Raw genomic sequence first — 16091 nt, forward strand, 5'->3', positions numbered from 1 at the left:
GGTCACGCGCGCGCCCGCGCCGACGTCCAGCGCATACTCCAGGGTATCGCCCGATGTGATCCCCCCGGCGGTGTTCAGAAACACCACCTCCGGCACATCGCCGTCCACGCGGGGCAGGATCGCCTTGGCCGACCCGGCCTGCCGCAGATCGCGCAAACCGCTTCGCCCCAAGGACACATGGGCCAGGCCCCGCACGCGCTGCATCTTCGGTCGGTCGAGCATGGGCGCACCCTGACCCTCTGGCATTCGGGCCGCAAGGGCGTTACCCCGCCGATATGGACAGCCTTACGATCCGCCGCCCCGACGACTGGCATCTGCACTTGCGCGACCGCGACATGCTACGCGCGGTCGCCCCCGAAAGCCGCCATTTCAACCGCGCCATCATCATGCCCAATCTGGTGCCGCCCGTGGTCACGGGGGCGCAGGCCGCGGCCTACCGCGAACGGGTGATCGCCGCCGGGTTCGCCAACCCGCTGATGACGCTCTACCTGACCGAAACAACCGATCCGGCGGACGTGGTGCGGGCGCATGCGGATGGCATCATCACCGCCGTGAAGCTCTACCCGGCCGGGGCCACGACCAATTCCGCAAGCGGCGTCAGCAACTTCGAGAATGTCCGCCCCGTCCTGACCGCAATGGAGGAGGCGGGCGTGCCGCTGTGCCTGCACGGCGAGGTGACCGATAGCGACATCGACATCTTCGACCGCGAGGCGATGTTCCTCGACCGCGTGCTGACCCCGCTCAGGGCAGCGCATCCCGATCTGAAGCTGACCCTCGAACACGTCACGACGGCGCAGGCTGTCGACTGGGTCCGCGCCCATCCCGGCACGGGCGCCACGATCACCGTTCAGCACCTGATGGCGAACCGCAACGACATGCTGGCGGGCGGGATGCGGCCGCATTTCTATTGCCTGCCGATCCTGAAACGCGGCACGCACCAGCGCGCCCTGCGGCAGGCCGCCACGTCGGGCGATACGCAGTTCTTTCTGGGCACCGACAGCGCGCCGCACCCCACCCATGCCAAGGAAAGCGCCTGCTGCTCTGCCGGGTGCTTCACCGCGCCCCACGCCCTGCCCCTGCTGGCCCATGTCTTCGAGGAGGAGGAGGCGCTTGATCGGCTGGAGGCCTTCACCTCCCTCAACGGCCCGGCGCATTACGGCCTGCCCCTGAACGACGGCCACCTCACCCTTATCAAGGGCGGGCCGCAAACCTTCCCCCACCGGATCGAGGCGCACGGCCAATCCGTGACCCTGTTCGATCCCGGCCACCCCATCCATTGGCATATCGAGGCCCCCGCATGATCCCGACCACCTTCCCCGACCGCGCCGAGATGGCCCGCCTGACCGCCCGCGCCCTGCTGGAGGTGGAGGCTGTGCATTTCAACGCGGCCGAGCCGTTCATCCTCGCCTCCGGCCTGCCCAGCCCGACCTACATCGATTGTCGCAAGCTGATCTCCTATCCGCGGATCCGCGCGATGCTGATGGATTTCCTGGCGGTGACGATCATGCGCGACGCAGGGTTCGAGGCGTTCGACAACGTCGCCGGCGGCGAAACGGCGGGTATTCCGTTTGGTGCCATGATCGCGGAACGGCTGGCCCTGCCGATGACCTATGTGCGCAAGAAGCCCAAGGGCTACGGTCGCAACGCGCGCATCGAAGGGGTGATGACCGAAGGCCAGCGCGTCCTGCTGATCGAGGATATGACCACCGACGGCGGCTCCAAGCTGTCCTTCGTGGACGCGATCCGCGAGACCGGCGCCACCTGCGCGCACACCGGCGTGATCTTCAGCTACGGCATCTTCCCCGAGATTACCAAGACCCTGGGCGACCACGGCGTCACCCTTCACGCCCTTGCCACATGGTGGGACGTTCTGGCCGAGGCCAAGGCGCAGGGCAGCTTCGACGCCGACACGCTCGCCGGGGTGGAGGATTTCCTGAACGATCCCCGCGCCTGGCAGGCCGCGCGCAAGGGCTGAATCCGCGCAGCGAATGGTCGGCGCATTAAGGCGCTTGACCGGGGACCGGGAACAGACTCCAATTCATTGATGTCGAATGCCTGTCGCGCCCTCTTGCTCCTGCTCCTCCTGACCGCTTGCGGCGTGTCGCCCGATGCCGCGCGCGACGAGGCGCGGCGGATCAACGAATTGGACAGTGCGACGCTGTGGCAGGCGCAGGTCACGACCAATGACTTCACGGAACTGAACCAGGTGGAGGCGGAACTGGGCAGCCGCGATCAATTCGTCAACGGGCCGTATTACCTTGGCCAGCGGTCGCTGGCGCAGGCGCGGCCCGGACGGTGGCGCAGGCCGCGCCAGGACGACCCCAACCTTGATGGGATCGATTGCAGCGACTTCCTGACAGGGGCCGCGGCACAGGCGGAACTGATGGGATCGGGCGGGCCGCTCAACGACCGGCACCGGCTGGACGAAGACGGGGACGGGCTGGCCTGCGGCTGGCGCGACGATCTGCAACGGATCGCGGCGCGCGCCACCGGCGGCTAAGACGAAAAGATATTGAATGTATCAACGTCAGTGGCTTACGGCTTGAGGTTGATGTCTTCCCCGTAATCCACAGGCGCGCGGCGTTGTCGTGAACCGCCCGCTGAAGTAGAACCGAAGTCGGGCAGATGGGGACAAGACATGAACGAGATCGCACGCATGGACGAGCGGCTTCCAGCACCGCAGGACGACGATGGGGCGACAGCAAACCTGCCGCACAACATCGAAGCCGAGCAACAGCTTCTGGGCGCCCTGCTGACCGACAACGACCTGTACGATCGCGCCGCGTCGGTCATCCGGTCGGAGCATTTCTACGACCCGGTTCACGCCCGCATCTACGAAATCTGCGCCGCCCGGATCCAGAAGAACGCACTCGCCTCCCCGGTCACGCTCAAGCCGTTTCTGGAGGAGGACGAAGGGCTCAAGGCGCTTGGTGGGCCGAAATACCTGGTCACGCTGGCCGCCTCCGCCGTCGCCGCGTACGGCGTGCGCGACTACGCCCAGCTGATCTACGACCTCGCCATCCGCCGCGAACTGATTGCCTTGGGCCGCGATATCGAGGCGCAGGCGACCGACATCAACGTCGACAAGGAGCCGTCGGATCAGATCGTCGATGCCGAAGCCAAGCTCTATTCGCTGGCTGAACAGGGCAAGACTCAGACCGGCTTCCAGTCGTTCCTGTCGGCCATCAAACAGGCGGTGGATGTCGCCAACGCCGCGTATCAGCGCGATGGCGGGCTTGCGGGCACGTCGACGGGCCTGATCGATATCGACAAGAAACTTGGCGGATTGCACCGGTCGGACCTGCTGATCCTGGCAGGACGCCCATCCATGGGCAAGACCGCACTGGCGACCAACATCGCGTTCAACGTGGCCAAGGCCTACAAGCGCGGCAAGACGTTCGATGGGCGCGACGGCGCGGTCGAAGGCGGCGTGGTCGGGTTCTACTCGTTGGAGATGTCGGCGGAGCAATTGGCCGCGCGCGTCCTGTCCGAAGCCTCCGAAGTGCCCAGCGAACAGATCCGCAAGGGCGACATGACCGAAGCCGAGTTCCGCCGCTTCGTGGAGGCGGCCAAGGCGCTGGAATCCTGCCCTCTCTACATCGACGACACGCCCGCCCTGCCCATCGCGCAACTTGCGGCGCGTGCACGGCGGCAGAAGCGGACGCATGGTCTGGACCTTTTGATCGTGGACTACCTGCAACTGGTGAAGGCACCGGGGGCCGGGGACAACCGCGTGAACGAGGTGTCGCAAATCACCCAAGGCCTGAAGGCCATCGCCAAGGAACTCGACATTCCCGTCATCGCCCTGTCGCAGCTGTCGCGTCAGGTGGAAAACCGGGAGGACAAGCGCCCGCAACTTTCGGACCTGCGCGAATCCGGCTCCATCGAGCAGGACGCGGACGTCGTGATGTTCGTGTACCGCGAGGAATACTACAAGGAACGCGAAAAACCGGGCGACCACCAGCTCGACAAGATGGCCGAATGGCAGGCCGCGATGGAATCGGTCCACGGCAAGGCCGAAGTCGTCATCGGAAAACAGCGTCACGGCCCCATTGGCACGGTGGAGCTGTCGTTCGAAGGCCGGTTCACCCGCTTCGGCAACCTGGTGAAGCCCTGGCAGGAAGGGCGCGGCTGATCCGCGACGGCGGGGCGCGGGGCAGGTCTTGACGCCCCCCACCCCGCACCGCATCAGGCCATTCAGATGCCGACCGGAACCCTTCATATCGACCTCGAAGCCGTTGCCGCCAATTGGAGCGCGCTCGATCGTCTTTCCGCGCCCGCTTGCGAGACGGCGGCGACGGTTAAGGCCGACGCCTATGGCCTTGGCGTCACGCAGGTGGCCCCGCGCCTGTTCGCCCAAGGGTGCCGCGCCTTCTTCGTCGCCACCGCGGACGAAGGGTTGGAATTGCGCCGGACGCTGGGGCCGGAGCCACGCATCTACGCCTATTACGGCCACATGCCGGGCGACACGCTGACGCTGCAACGAGCCGACGTGGTGCCGCTGATCTGTTCGCTGCCGCAACTCGAACGCCATCTGGAGGCGTTGCCCCGACACCCCTTCGGCCTGGCGCTGGACGTCGGGATGAACCGCCTTGGCCTCAAACGCGACGAATGGGCCGCCGTCGCCGAACTGGCCCTGCGCGCCCGTCCTGTTCTGGTGATGGCGCATCTGTCCTCCGCCGATACGCCCGACGCGCCGCACAGCGCCGCGGAACTGGCACGGTTTCACGACTTGACCGACGGCATCGACGTGCCGCGCAGTCTGGCCGCGACCGGCGGCACCCTGTTGGGGCCGGAGTATCATTTCGACATGACCCGCCCGGGCATCGGCCTGTACGGTGGCCTGCCCTACGCGGCAGCGGATCCTGCCGTCACGCTTGATCTGCCGGTCATCGCCTGCTTCGACGCCGCCGCCGGAGAGACGGTGGGCTACAACGCGACATGGACTGCGGCGTCGCCCGTCCGACTGGCGACGGTGGCCGCGGGCTATGCTGATGGTCTGCACCGCGCGCTGGCCCCGGGGTTGGACGTGATGGCCGGGCCGGTGCCGTGTCCGGTCGTGGGGCGCATTTCGATGGATCTGATGACGATCGACATCTCCCACCTCGACCGCGACCCTGAGACCATTCGCATCCTCGGTCCGAACCACGGCGTCGATGCCTTGGCTGCACAGGCCGGCACGATTGGATATGAGATGTTGACAGGGCTTGGCCGGCGATATGCGCGACAGTATCGCGGCAGCGTTTCCAAAAAGGTCTGAATCGGCCCCTGAATGACACGATTTCAGGAGGACCGAAGGCCAATACCAAGTTTTATGAATGAATCGTTGCGCCCTATGGCAACTTTTCGCCTACACTAGAGTTGAGAAGCCAGAAACAACTGCTCTGCCAATATAGGGTCCCGGCTCATGAACACTCTTTCCCAGCCCGTTGCCATCGCGACCAGCCTGCTGCAACAGGTCTGCACCTTCGTCCTGGTCCTCGCGGCCCTTGGACTGACGGGTGCGACAGCCGCCGCCCTGTTCGGAGTCCTGCCATGGCTGGAACTTCCAGTTTTCATCGGAGGGGAGCAGGTCGTGAACGCCGGCATGATCGCCCAGATCGGCGTGACCGTTCTGGCGCTTCTGCTGGTCGGGTTCCTGCCCGCCAACGCCCGCGTCCGCCGTCTGGAGCTGACCAATCGCGATTTCCACCTGTCGATGGACGACGTCACCCAGGCCTATGCGCTGGTCCACGCCGCCGACCGCGACGGCACATTCCAGCTGAGCCGCGAATTCGACGCGATGCGCGACCGCATCGAATGGATGCGCGCCCACCCCGATCTTGCCGGGTTGGAGCATGATGTCCTTCAGGTCGCGGCACAGATGTCGGTCGAAAGCCGCGACATCGCCGAAGTCTATACCACCGAGAAGGTCGAGCGTGCCCGCGGTTTCCTGCGCCAGCGTCAACAGGAGGTCGAGGATTACCGTCAGCAGATTTCCATGGCGCAGGCAACCGTTCAGGAAATCAAGCGCTGGATGCAGGCCGTGTCGGTCGAGGAAGGTCTGGCCGAGAAGCAGCTGGACCGTTTGCAGATGGATCTGGCCGAAATCACCGATGCACTCAAACTGACGGGACGCGCCAAGCCCGAAAACGTGGTCGGTATGCAGACGCGGCGCAGAGCCGGTTCGGTCGGCAATTCGGAGGTGATTCCCGCCGAATGATGAATGTCCCATTTGGACAGGCGTAAGGCACCTTCGGGTGCCTTTTTCCGTGGGCGACTTCCGCAACGCTTGCACGCGCGGCGAAATGAGACCAAAACGCGAACATGGCAAAACCGATTACCCAATTCGCCTGCAGCGACTGCGGCATGACCTACAAGAAATGGACCGGGCGCTGCGACGGTTGCGGTGCCTGGAACACCATTCAGGAAGAGGTCCCGCTGTCGCAGGGACCGTCGAAGAAATCGCTCGGCACGATGAAGGGCAAGCGCATGGCGCTGACCGACCTCGCCACCGAAGAAACGCCGCCGCCGCGCACCCTGTCGGGCCTGTCGGAACTGGACCGCGTGCTGGGCGGGGGCCTCGTGCCGGCATCCGCCACGCTGGTCGGCGGTGATCCGGGCATCGGCAAGTCGACCCTGTTGTTGCAGGCCGCCGCCGCCTTTGCGAATGCCGGTCATTCCGTCGTCTATGTCTCCGGTGAGGAAGCGACGGCGCAGGTTCGGATGCGCGCGCAACGACTGGGCCTGGGCGACAGCGCCGTCAGGCTGGCGTCCGAGACGAACCTGCGCGACGTCCTGACCACGCTGGAGGCCGAGAAGCCCGACCTGTGCATCATCGATTCGATCCAGACGATGTGGGTCGATACCGTCGATTCCGCCCCCGGTTCGGTCAGTCAGGTCCGCGCCTCCAGTCAGGAGTTGGTCAGCTTCGCCAAGCGCTTCGGCACCTCCGTGATTTTGGTCGGCCACGTCACCAAGGAAGGGCAGATCGCCGGACCCCGCGTGGTCGAACATATGGTCGACACCGTGCTTTATTTCGAAGGGGAACGCGGGCACCAGTTCCGCATCCTGCGCGCCGTCAAGAACCGTTTCGGCCCCGCCGATGAAATCGGGGTGTTCGAGATGACGGGCATGGGTCTGGCCGAGGTCACGAACCCGTCGGCCCTGTTCCTCAGCGACCGCGATTCCCCCGCCCCCGGCAGCGTCGTCTTCGCGGGGATCGAGGGCACCCGGCCCGTCCTGGTCGAAATTCAGGCGCTGGTCGCGCCCAGCCAACTCAGCCAGCCGCGCCGCGCCGTCGTCGGGTGGGACGGCAGCCGGCTGTCGATGATCCTGGCCGTGTTGGAGGCGCGGACGGGGATCAGCTTCCAGGGCCTGGACGTCTATCTGAACGTGGCGGGCGGGATCCGCATCTCGGAACCGGCGGCGGACCTGGCCGTGGCCTGCGCCCTTTTGTCCGCACGCGAAGACGCGTCCATCCCCCCCGAGACGGTCGTCTTTGGCGAGTTGTCGCTGTCTGGCGCGCTGCGCCCCGTCGCCCAGGCCGAAAATCGGTTGAAAGAAGCCGCCAAACTTGGTTTTACAGCCGCCATGGCCCCCAAGGGGTGCAAGACGGGGGATGCGGGGGAGATGTCCCTGCGCCTGCTGCCGGATCTGACCACTCTGGTGGGCGAGGTTTTCGGCGCGGGTTGAACGCCACCGGGGTACGACGAGGGGTCACATGGACGGGTTCACCATCGTGGACGGCGCGGTCGCTGCCGTCATTCTGATTTCGGCCATCCTGGCCTATTCTCGCGGGTTAGTCCGCGAAGCCATGGCCATCGTCGGCTGGATCGCGGCGGCTTTCCTGGCGTTCACCTTCGCCGGCGCAGCTGAGCCCCTAGTGACGGAATACGCGCCGCTGATTCCAAAGATCGGAGAGGTTGTGGCCGATAGCTGTGAGCTGTCGATAATCCTGGCGTTCACGGCGGTCTTCGCGCTGGCACTCGTCCTGACCAGTTTCTTCACGCCGTTGCTGTCGGGCGCGATCCGCGGCTCGATCCTGGGTCCGTTCGATCAGGGGCTGGGTTTCATCTTCGGCGTCCTGCGCGGCGTCCTTCTGGTCGCCGTCGCCTTCGTCGTCTACGACCGCGTGACGGTGAACGAAGGCATCCCGGAGGTGGAGAACAGCCGCTCGGCCGCCGTCTTCGGGCGCGCGCAGGGCAGCATCGAGAACCAGATCCCCGAAGACGCACCCGGCTGGATTTTGTCGCGCTACGAGGCGCTGGTCGGCGACTGCGGCGAACCCGTCGCCCCGGTCGAGCCTGACCTGCCGACCGAGTGACGTCACCGTTTGTGTCAGGTGGGTGACACGGCGCCGCCTTGGCCCTATGTGACGGCCAAGGCTTCAACCAAGCAGGAATCATCACCGATGACCGACTGGCGCAGCTCTCCCTTCGATCCCGTCGACGACGACGACAAGCTGAAGGAAGAATGCGGTGTCTTCGGCGTCGTCGGCGTGTCGTCGGCCGCCAATTTCACCGCCCTTGGCCTGCACGCCCTGCAACACCGCGGGCAGGAGGCGGGCGGAATCGTCGTCCACGACCCCGAGCAGGGGTTCAATTCCGTCCGGCGCTTTGGCTACGTCCGCGACAATTTCACCAATCAGGAAACCATGGACATGCTGCCCGGCCCCATCGGCATCGGGCACGTGCGGTATTCGACCTCCGGGTCCAAGGGCGCCACAGCGATCCGCGACGTGCAGCCCTTCTTCGGCGAATTCGCCATGGGCGGCGCGGCCATCGCGCACAACGGCAACATCACCAACGCCGACGCCCTGAGACGCGAATTGATCGAACGCGGCTCCATCTTCCAGTCGAGCAGCGATTCCGAATGCATCATCCACCTGATGGCCCGGTCGCTGCAACGCAACATCCCCGAGCGGATGAAGGATGCCCTGCGCCGCGTCGAAGGGGCCTTCAGCATCGTGGCGATGACCCGTACCAAGATCATCGGCGTGCGCGATCCGTTGGGCGTGCGGCCGCTGGTGCTGGGCCGGGTGGAGAACACGGATGGCGTCGGATGGGTCCTGTCGTCGGAAACCTGCGCGCTCGACATCATCGGGGCTGAGTTCATTCGGGAGATCGAGCCCGGCGAGATGGTCGTGATCAGCCAAAAGGACGGCGTGACCTCCCATCGCCCGTTCGAGCAGAAGAAATCCCGGTTCTGTATCTTCGAGCACGTCTATTTCAGCCGCCCCGACAGCATTCTGGGTGGACGTTCCGTTTATGAGACGCGCGAAAACATCGGGCGCGAATTGGCCAAGGAGGCGCCGGTCGATGCCGATCTGGTCTGTCCCGTCCCCGACTCCGGCACGCCCGCCGCAATCGGATACAGTCTGGAATCCGGCATTCCTTACGCGATGGGCATCATCCGCAACCAGTATATGGGCCGCACCTTCATCGAACCGTCGGAGAGCATTCGCAACATGGGCGTCCGGCTCAAGCTGAACGTGAACCGCGCGCTGGTGCGCGGCAAGCGGATCATCCTGGTGGACGACAGCGTTGTGCGGGGCACCACCAGCCGCAAGATCAAGGAGATGATCCTTGATGCGGGCGCGGCCGAGGTTCATTTCCGCATCGCATCGCCGCCCACGGCCTGGCCCTGTTTTTACGGCGTCGACACACCGCAGCGCGAAAAACTGCTGGCGGCGACCATGTCGGCCGAGGAGATGCGGACGCATCTGGGCGTCGACAGTCTGAAGTTCATCTCCCTCGACGGGCTTTACCGTGCCGTCGGGGAGGTCGGTGGCCGCGACCCGGCGTCCCCGCAATATTGCGACGCCTGTTTCTCGGGCGACTACCCGGTGGAGCCTTCGGATCAGGTCCTGAAGGGCTTCCAATTGAAAGCCGCCGAATAGGCAACGCATCCGGCGGTCGGTCATCGGCAGTCGCCATCTGCCGAAACCGCTGGACCGTCACCCCCGCAGGGCTAGCTCACCGGAAACGCGGTTTTTCTTCTGGTGACGTTCCATGGACCTCTTGCACCTGGCGGGCGCGACGACGACGCCATTCTACCGCGACCTGTCGCTCACCTATCAGCGCAACGTGGTGACGCCCACCGGCACACACGCATCGCTTCTGGTGGTCGACCCGGACGGCAACTTGCACTTCGGGCGCAACCAAGAAGATCTGGCCCCCATCACGCTGGCCGATGCCCTGCACCGTGCGGCGGCGATGGACGTCGTCGTGCCGCATATGTTCTGCCCGCCGGGCATGACGTCATGGCGCAGCCTGTTCGAGGATGTCGCCGGCGTGCCCGTCGTCGGCCCTCCACTGCTGGCGACCACACTCTCGACGTCGAAACTCGCCACCAAATCCGTCGCCCGCGCTGCGGGGGTCGCCACGCCCGACAGCCGCCGCCTCCGCCCCGGCGACCGCCCGGACCTGCCGCTTCCGCTGATCGTGAAACCGGATGCGGAGGATAATTCGCTGGGGCTGACCCTCGTGCGCGATCCGGCCGACCTGGGTCCCGCGCTCGACACCGTGTTCGCGCATGGCGACACCGCCCTGGCCGAGCGTTTCATTCCGGGGCGAGAGGTGCGGGTCGGCGTGCTGGACCTGGACGGCGCGCCGCGCGTTCTGCCGATTCTGGAGTATCACGTCACGGCGGATCGACCGATCCGGGAACGCGCCGATAAGGTGATGCTGGACGATGCCGGGCGCGTCACGATGGAAAGCTGGGAACGCCCGTCCCTGCCCACGACCTGCCCCGCCGACCTTGGCCCGGACACTCTGCGCGCGCTGCGGGACGCGGCGCTCACGATGCACGAGGTGCTGGGCTGTCGCGATTATTCGCTGTTCGACTTCCGGATCGAGGACGGCACCAAAACGCCCTATCTGTTGGAGGCGTGCAGTTTCTGGACCTTCACGCCCGTCAGCGTCATTTCCCGCATGGTGGAGGCGGAGGGCGGCGATCTGGTCGACGTATCGCGCCGTGTCTGGGCGCAGGCGGCAGCGCGCAAAAAATAGGGCCGCCCCGAAGGACGGCCCGATCCGGAAATCTGAAACGTGTGGTCAGCCGCGCTTGCGCAGGGCCGTCATGCCGCCGGTCACCAGAACCGCCGCCAGCACGGCCTTGACCGCGTCACCCAGAAGGAACGGCACCGCAAAGGCATCGAGCAGGGCAGCAAAGCCCAGATCGTGACCCCAGACCTGCAGGCCCGCCATCTCGGCCACGCCCAGCGGCCAGGCCAGACCGGGAATATACAGCGCGGCGGACGCCAGAACGCCCATGCCGATCTTCGCCAAAAGACCGCGATCCGCCGCCAGACCCGCCAGATACGCCATGCCGACAAACCCGACAAGAAAACCTGCCGTCGGCCCGAAGAACCGAATGCCGTTGCCGAAATTCGACAACACCGGGGCGCCCATTGCCGCCTGCGCCAGCCACAATGCCACGGTGATCGCGGCCAGACGCGGCCCGAAGGCGAACCCGATCGCCAAGACCGCCAGCGTCTGCAATGTCATGGGCACGGGATAGAAGGGCACGGACACCTGGCTGGCCAGCGCCAGCACCATCGTGCCGCCCAGAACCGTCGCCGCTTGCTTCATCAGGGTCATGCGGCCCAGGGCCAGTGCAGTCAGGGTCATCTCGGTCTCCGTGGAATGCCTTTGATCCCGTCTTTTCCGCCCTGTCCGCAGGGCTGTCAACTTGAACCCGCGCACGGGCCGTGGCACGGGGACGGCCATGACTGATTATCCTCGACTGGCGCTGGTCACCGGCGCGTCCCGTGGCCTTGGCGCCGCCATCGCAGAACACCTTGCGCGCAAGGGGTGCCACGTCGTCGCCGTCGCGCGCACCCAAGGCGGGCTGGAGGAGTTGGACGACCGCATTCAGGCAAGCGGCGGACAGGCGACGCTGGCCCCGATGGACATTACCGACGCCGGCGCGATGCAGCACCTGTGCCGGGGCATCCACGACCGTTGGGGCGCGTTGCCGCTGTGGGTTCATACGGCCATCCACGCCCCGCCGCTGTCACCGGCGGACATGGTCGACGAAAAGGACTTCGAAAAAAGCGTCAAGACCAACGTCACCGCATTGCAGCGGCTTATCCCCTATGTCTCGCCCCTGTTGCAGGCCGACGGCCAGGCACGGGCCGTGTTCTTCGACGACGATCGCCCGCTCAAATTCGCCGGGGCCTATCTGGCCACCAAGGCCGCGCAGAACGCCCTGATCAAGGCTTGGCAGGCCGAGGCGACGACGGCCAGGGCCCCCGCGATCCATCTTCTGACCCCACGCCCCATGCCGACGGCCGTGCGCGCACGCTTCCATCCCGGCGAGGATCGCACCGCCCTCAACACGGCGGCGGCGGAAGCGGAACGCCTGATGGGCAAGATCGGGCTCTGACGCGAACGCCATCCCCCGACAGGGTGCCCGTCAGGCCGCCGTGGCCTTCTTCACAAGGGCCTCGGCCCGGTCGGCCAGCGCATCCAGCCGGGTCAGGGCGTCGTCTGGGATGACCTCCACGGGCACCTCGCGCACGACCTCGACTTCTTTGATGACTTCGCGCGTGTCAGCCGCCTGAACGGGACGGGCCTGCATCTCGTCGATGACCTTGGTTTGCTGGGCCAATCGCCGGTCCAGCGCGCGCAGTTCCTCATCCGCCGAGATGGTCTTGTCGGCCAGCATCAGCCCGGCCATCAGCAGCATCTTCTCCTGCGTCAGGCGCGCGCCCGACGACACCAGAACCTGCGCTTCGCGGTCCAGAAGTTCGGCGGCAGAGGTGAGGTATCCCTCCTCCCCGTCCTGACAGGCGACGGTGAACGTGTTGCCGCCGATATCGATGGTCATGTCAGGCATTCGCAGTCTCCAGCATCGGTTCCAGTTCGGCCAGCAGGGTCTTCATCTCGGCCAGGTCCTGCGCGCGCGCGGCCTTCAGATCCGCAATCTGCGCCTGCAACGCCCCGGTGTCGGCACCGTCGGCCGGCGCATTGGCCGGCACATCGGCCAGCTTGGCTTCCGCCGTCCTTGCCCGCTCCAGCGCGGTATCCAGTGTCTTCTCGCGGTCGCGATCCGATTGTTCCAGGGTTTCGATCCTCTGGCGGGCCGTCTGCAAATCGTCCTGCGCCGCCTTCAGATCCTCACTCAGGTCGGGGGCCCGGTCGGCCATGCTCTGCTCCAACGCGTCGGCGGTCGCCGTCAGCGCCGCCTCCAGCCGCGCGATGCGGGCGTCCAGATCCGCTTTTTCTGCCATCCTGTTTCCCTTCTGATGGGTCTTTGGCGCAGGACACCGCAAATGGGCGGCCATGTCAAAGCCCCCCTGCCCGATCCTTGCGTGCCGGCGTGGGCCTGCTAGGAGGTGTCAGACAGCTACGGAGACACCGACATGAGCGACGACATCCAAGATCGCGGCCCCGACCTCGACGCCCTGCGCGCCGCGAACCCCGAACACTGGCGGCGTGCCACGGCGATCCGCACCCTGACGCTGGATGCCGTCGCCGCCGCGAATTCCGGCCATTCCGGAATGCCCATGGGCATGGCCGATGTCGCCACCGTCCTGTACGAAAAGCACCTGAAATTCGACGCCAGCCGTCCCGACTGGCCCGATCGCGACCGGTTCGTCCTGTCGGCCGGTCACGGGTCGATGCTGCTCTATTCGCTGCTGCACCTGACCGGCTATCCCGAAATGACGATCGATCAGATCCGCAATTTCCGCCAACTGGGGTCGATCACCGCCGGCCATCCCGAATACGGCCACGCGCCGGGGATCGAGGTTACGACCGGCCCGCTGGGCCAGGGCATCGCCACCTCCGTCGGCATGGCCATCGCCGAGGAGATCCAGCGCGACCGTTTCGGCCGCAAGATCGTGGACCATTACACCTGGGTCATCGTCGGCGACGGTTGCCTGATGGAAGGCGTCAGCCAGGAGGCCATTGCCCTCGCGGGTCATCTGCAACTCTCGCACCTGATCGTTCTCTGGGACGACAACGGGATCACCATCGACGGCAAGGTCTCCATCGCCGACAGCACCGATCAGAAGCAGCGGTTCAAATCCGCCAATTGGGACGTGATCGAAGTGGACGGCCACGATCCCGTCGCCATCGACGAGGCGTTGGAACAGGCCAAGAAGGGCAAAAAGCCCACGATGGTTGCCTGCAAGACGCATATCGCCCTGGGCTCCAGCGCGCAGGACACGTCCAAGGGCCACGGCGCGCTGACCGACCCGCAGCTGATCGCCGACACCAAGCGCGCCTACGGCTGGGAGGGGGCTCCGTTCGAGATCCCCGCCGACCTGAAGTCCGAGTGGGAGGCCATTGGCGCCCGCGGCGCCGAGGAACGTGCTGCATGGGAAATGCGCTTTGCCGAGATCGGTCAAGGCAAACGCGGCGAGTTCGAGCGGACGTACCGCGGCGACGCGGCGCGCAAGTTGCCCGCGACGATCAAGGCCCTGAAACGCCAGATGGCCGAAAGCCAGCCCAAGATGGCGACGCGCAAGTCGTCGGAAACGGTGCTGGAAATCATCAACCCGATCATGTCCGAAACCATCGGCGGATCGGCCGATTTGACCGGGTCGAACAACACGCTGACGCAGGACCTTGGCATCTTCACGCCCGAAAATCGTGGCGGGCGTTATGTTTACTACGGAATCCGCGAACACGGCATGGCGGCGGCGATGAACGGCATGGCGCTGCACGGCGGCGCGCGGCCCTATGGCGGGACGTTCTTCTGCTTCACCGACTATGCCCGCCCCGCCATGCGTCTGTCGGCCCTGATGGGCCTGCCGGTGACATATGTGATGACGCACGACAGCATCGGTCTTGGCGAAGACGGCCCGACCCATCAGCCGGTCGAACATCTGGCGATCTGCCGGGCCACGCCCAACACCAACGTTTTCCGCCCCTGCGACACCGTCGAGACGGCCGAGGCGTGGGAGCTGGCGCTGACATCGACGCGCACGCCGTCGGTCCTGTCGCTGACCCGTCAGAGCCTGCCGACGCTGCGCACCGAATTCACCAACAAGAACCTGGTCGCGCAAGGCGCTTATGTTCTGGCCGAAGCCGAGGGCAAGCGCATGGCGATCCTGCTGGCAACCGGGTCGGAGGTGGAGATCGCGATGAAAGCCCGCGACATCCTGCAGGCCGAAGGCATCGGCACGCGAGTCGTGTCCATGCCCTGCTGGGAGCTGTTCGAGCGTCAGGACGAAAAGTATCGCAAGAAGGTCCTGCCCGCTGGCCCCGTCCGCGTCGCGGTCGAGGCGGGCTGCCGCATGGGCTGGGACCGCTGGCTGACCGGGGAGCGTGGAAAGCGCGACAAGGGCGCCTTCGTGGGCATGGACGACTTCGGCGCCTCCGCCCCGGCCGAGGTTTTGTTCGAGCATTTCGGCATCACCGCCGAAGCCGTCGCACAGGCCACCCGCAACCTGCTCTGACCGCGAAACCCACCGCACATTTTTGCAAGGGCGGTCTCCGGGCCGCCCTTTTGATTTCGCGACAAGCTGCTGAAGATCGGCCAAACTTTCGCCATACCCCGCGGCGACGCTTGGCCCATGTCTGACCTTTCCCCCTTCCCGCTTCACAGTTCGGCGATCGCCGGCACCGCTGTCTTGGTCGATGGCGACAACGTTGCCGCAAAGTCAGCGCAACGCATCCTTTCACAAGTCAAAGGCCAGACGCAGGTCTGCAAGGTCTTCGCCGCTGACCCCAAAGGACGCGGCTGGGATAATTGCCCGGGGTTCGAAGTCGTTTGGTGTTCCATCGGCGACAAGAACGTCACGGATACGACCCTATGCGTGGAGGCGATGCGCCTGGCATTGGTGGGTGGGGTGGAACGGTTCGTTCTGGCCACGGCGGATGCCGACTTCGTCCCCCTCGCGCGCGCTCTTCTTGCCATGGGTCGCCACGTGACGATCATCGTCGACAATAATTGCACGGACCACCTCGCCAAGGCCGGGAGCGCGTTTGTCGATCTCCGAGAAGACGGTTATCCAGAAGATGAGATAGCGCGCATTTTGATCAAAGCGATCAAAGGCGAAGGCAAAGACGGGCTTCTTGTCAGTGACCTGAACGCCATCTTCAGGAAAGAAACACCCGACTTCAAGATATCCACCACATCCGACAAGACGTGGCGGG

General features: G+C 65.5%; 17 protein-coding genes. 13 read left to right on the plus strand and 4 right to left on the minus strand.

What is annotated here, in order from left to right; all coding sequences use genetic code 11:
• Nucleotides 1-222, minus strand: a 222-nt coding sequence (locus JDO7802_RS18315) for an urease accessory protein UreD (RefSeq protein WP_497706863.1), incomplete at its 3' end; no start/stop codon positions are given.
• A 53-nt stretch (nucleotides 223-275) separates the two neighbouring features.
• Here JDO7802_RS18315 and pyrC point away from each other — a divergent pair.
• The 10 genes from pyrC (at nucleotide 276) to JDO7802_RS14435 (ending at nucleotide 10991) form a co-directional block, all read left to right on the plus strand.
• Nucleotides 276-1301, plus strand: coding sequence for a dihydroorotase (pyrC, locus tag JDO7802_RS14390; RefSeq protein WP_055086643.1), 1026 nt, complete (start codon nucleotides 276-278; stop codon nucleotides 1299-1301).
• Nucleotides 1298-1975: an orotate phosphoribosyltransferase gene (locus tag JDO7802_RS14395; RefSeq protein WP_055086644.1), complete on the plus strand. Its 678-nt coding sequence runs from the start codon at nucleotides 1298-1300 to the stop codon at nucleotides 1973-1975. Before pyrC ends, JDO7802_RS14395 begins: the two co-directional genes overlap by 4 nt.
• Before the next feature lie 69 nt (nucleotides 1976-2044).
• The gene (locus JDO7802_RS14400) at nucleotides 2045-2500 is read left to right on the plus strand and encodes a hypothetical protein (RefSeq protein ID WP_055086645.1); all 456 of its coding nucleotides are present in this window, start codon (nucleotides 2045-2047) and stop codon (nucleotides 2498-2500) included.
• 138 nt (nucleotides 2501-2638) lie between these two features.
• The gene (locus JDO7802_RS14405) at nucleotides 2639-4135 is read left to right on the plus strand and encodes a replicative DNA helicase (RefSeq protein ID WP_055086646.1); all 1497 of its coding nucleotides are present in this window, start codon (nucleotides 2639-2641) and stop codon (nucleotides 4133-4135) included.
• A gap of 66 nt (nucleotides 4136-4201) precedes the next feature.
• Nucleotides 4202-5260 (plus strand): alanine racemase, encoded by a 1059-nt coding sequence (gene alr, locus JDO7802_RS14410; RefSeq protein ID WP_055086647.1) that lies wholly within the window; start codon nucleotides 4202-4204, stop codon nucleotides 5258-5260.
• Between the two features lie 147 nt (nucleotides 5261-5407).
• A complete protein-coding gene (locus tag JDO7802_RS14415) occupies nucleotides 5408-6202 on the plus strand; it encodes an aldo-keto reductase family protein (protein ID WP_055086648.1) in 795 nt (264 codons plus the stop codon).
• 104 nt (nucleotides 6203-6306) lie between these two features.
• On the plus strand, nucleotides 6307-7674 hold the full coding sequence (gene radA, locus JDO7802_RS14420) for a DNA repair protein RadA (protein WP_055086649.1): 1368 nt from the start codon (nucleotides 6307-6309) through the stop codon (nucleotides 7672-7674).
• A 28-nt stretch (nucleotides 7675-7702) separates the two neighbouring features.
• Complete coding sequence (locus JDO7802_RS14425; protein ID WP_055086650.1) at nucleotides 7703-8305, plus strand: CvpA family protein; 603 nt, start codon at nucleotides 7703-7705, stop codon at nucleotides 8303-8305.
• 87 nt (nucleotides 8306-8392) lie between these two features.
• Nucleotides 8393-9880, plus strand: a complete 1488-nt coding sequence (purF, locus tag JDO7802_RS14430) for an amidophosphoribosyltransferase (protein WP_055086651.1) — start codon at nucleotides 8393-8395, stop codon at nucleotides 9878-9880.
• 112 nt (nucleotides 9881-9992) lie between these two features.
• The gene (locus tag JDO7802_RS14435; protein WP_055086652.1) at nucleotides 9993-10991 is read left to right on the plus strand and encodes a D-alanine--D-alanine ligase family protein; all 999 of its coding nucleotides are present in this window, start codon (nucleotides 9993-9995) and stop codon (nucleotides 10989-10991) included.
• Nucleotides 10992-11036: 45 nt separating this feature from the next.
• On the opposite strand, the gene JDO7802_RS14440 is transcribed toward JDO7802_RS14435, so the two are convergent.
• Nucleotides 11037-11612 (minus strand): biotin transporter BioY, encoded by a 576-nt coding sequence (locus JDO7802_RS14440; RefSeq protein WP_055087270.1) that lies wholly within the window; start codon nucleotides 11610-11612, stop codon nucleotides 11037-11039.
• Nucleotides 11613-11709: 97 nt separating this feature from the next.
• On the opposite strand from JDO7802_RS14440, the gene JDO7802_RS14445 reads away from it, so the two are divergent.
• On the plus strand, nucleotides 11710-12369 hold the full coding sequence (locus JDO7802_RS14445) for an SDR family NAD(P)-dependent oxidoreductase (RefSeq protein WP_055086653.1): 660 nt from the start codon (nucleotides 11710-11712) through the stop codon (nucleotides 12367-12369).
• 30 nt (nucleotides 12370-12399) lie between these two features.
• On the opposite strand, the gene JDO7802_RS14450 is transcribed toward JDO7802_RS14445, so the two are convergent.
• Nucleotides 12400-12822, minus strand: coding sequence for a cell division protein ZapA (locus JDO7802_RS14450; protein ID WP_083481181.1), 423 nt, complete (start codon nucleotides 12820-12822; stop codon nucleotides 12400-12402).
• Nucleotides 12815-13216 carry a hypothetical protein gene (locus JDO7802_RS14455; protein ID WP_055086655.1) on the minus strand — a complete coding sequence of 134 codons (402 nt, stop codon included), beginning with the start codon at nucleotides 13214-13216 and terminating at the stop codon, nucleotides 12815-12817. Before JDO7802_RS14455 ends, JDO7802_RS14450 begins: the two co-directional genes overlap by 8 nt.
• Before the next feature lie 132 nt (nucleotides 13217-13348).
• Between JDO7802_RS14455 and tkt the strand changes: the two genes are divergently transcribed.
• Both tkt and JDO7802_RS14465 read left to right on the plus strand, forming a co-directional pair.
• Nucleotides 13349-15391 carry a transketolase gene (gene tkt / locus JDO7802_RS14460; RefSeq protein ID WP_055086656.1) on the plus strand — a complete coding sequence of 681 codons (2043 nt, stop codon included), beginning with the start codon at nucleotides 13349-13351 and terminating at the stop codon, nucleotides 15389-15391.
• 117 nt (nucleotides 15392-15508) lie between these two features.
• On the plus strand, nucleotides 15509-16091 hold a 583-nt coding region (locus JDO7802_RS14465; protein WP_055086657.1), incomplete at its 3' end, for an NYN domain-containing protein.

The sequence above is a fragment of the Jannaschia donghaensis genome, assembly GCF_001403795.1.
GTDB lineage: Bacteria > Pseudomonadota > Alphaproteobacteria > Rhodobacterales > Rhodobacteraceae > Jannaschia > Jannaschia donghaensis.

Coding starts and splice junctions, on each gene's coding strand:
- pyrC (WP_055086643.1), top strand. CDS start 276: ATGGACAGCCTTACGATCCGCCGCCCCGACGACTGGCATCTGCACTTG.
- JDO7802_RS14395 (WP_055086644.1), top strand. CDS start 1,298: ATGATCCCGACCACCTTCCCCGACCGCGCCGAGATGGCCCGCCTGACC.
- JDO7802_RS14400 (WP_055086645.1), top strand. CDS start 2,045: ATGTCGAATGCCTGTCGCGCCCTCTTGCTCCTGCTCCTCCTGACCGCT.
- JDO7802_RS14405 (WP_055086646.1), top strand. CDS start 2,639: ATGAACGAGATCGCACGCATGGACGAGCGGCTTCCAGCACCGCAGGAC.
- alr (WP_055086647.1), top strand. CDS start 4,202: ATGCCGACCGGAACCCTTCATATCGACCTCGAAGCCGTTGCCGCCAAT.
- JDO7802_RS14415 (WP_055086648.1), top strand. CDS start 5,408: ATGAACACTCTTTCCCAGCCCGTTGCCATCGCGACCAGCCTGCTGCAA.
- radA (WP_055086649.1), top strand. CDS start 6,307: ATGGCAAAACCGATTACCCAATTCGCCTGCAGCGACTGCGGCATGACC.
- JDO7802_RS14425 (WP_055086650.1), top strand. CDS start 7,703: ATGGACGGGTTCACCATCGTGGACGGCGCGGTCGCTGCCGTCATTCTG.
- purF (WP_055086651.1), top strand. CDS start 8,393: ATGACCGACTGGCGCAGCTCTCCCTTCGATCCCGTCGACGACGACGAC.
- JDO7802_RS14435 (WP_055086652.1), top strand. CDS start 9,993: ATGGACCTCTTGCACCTGGCGGGCGCGACGACGACGCCATTCTACCGC.
- JDO7802_RS14440 (WP_055087270.1), bottom strand. CDS start 11,612: ATGACCCTGACTGCACTGGCCCTGGGCCGCATGACCCTGATGAAGCAA.
- JDO7802_RS14445 (WP_055086653.1), top strand. CDS start 11,710: ATGACTGATTATCCTCGACTGGCGCTGGTCACCGGCGCGTCCCGTGGC.
- JDO7802_RS14450 (WP_083481181.1), bottom strand. CDS start 12,822: ATGCCTGACATGACCATCGATATCGGCGGCAACACGTTCACCGTCGCC.
- JDO7802_RS14455 (WP_055086655.1), bottom strand. CDS start 13,216: ATGGCAGAAAAAGCGGATCTGGACGCCCGCATCGCGCGGCTGGAGGCG.
- tkt (WP_055086656.1), top strand. CDS start 13,349: ATGAGCGACGACATCCAAGATCGCGGCCCCGACCTCGACGCCCTGCGC.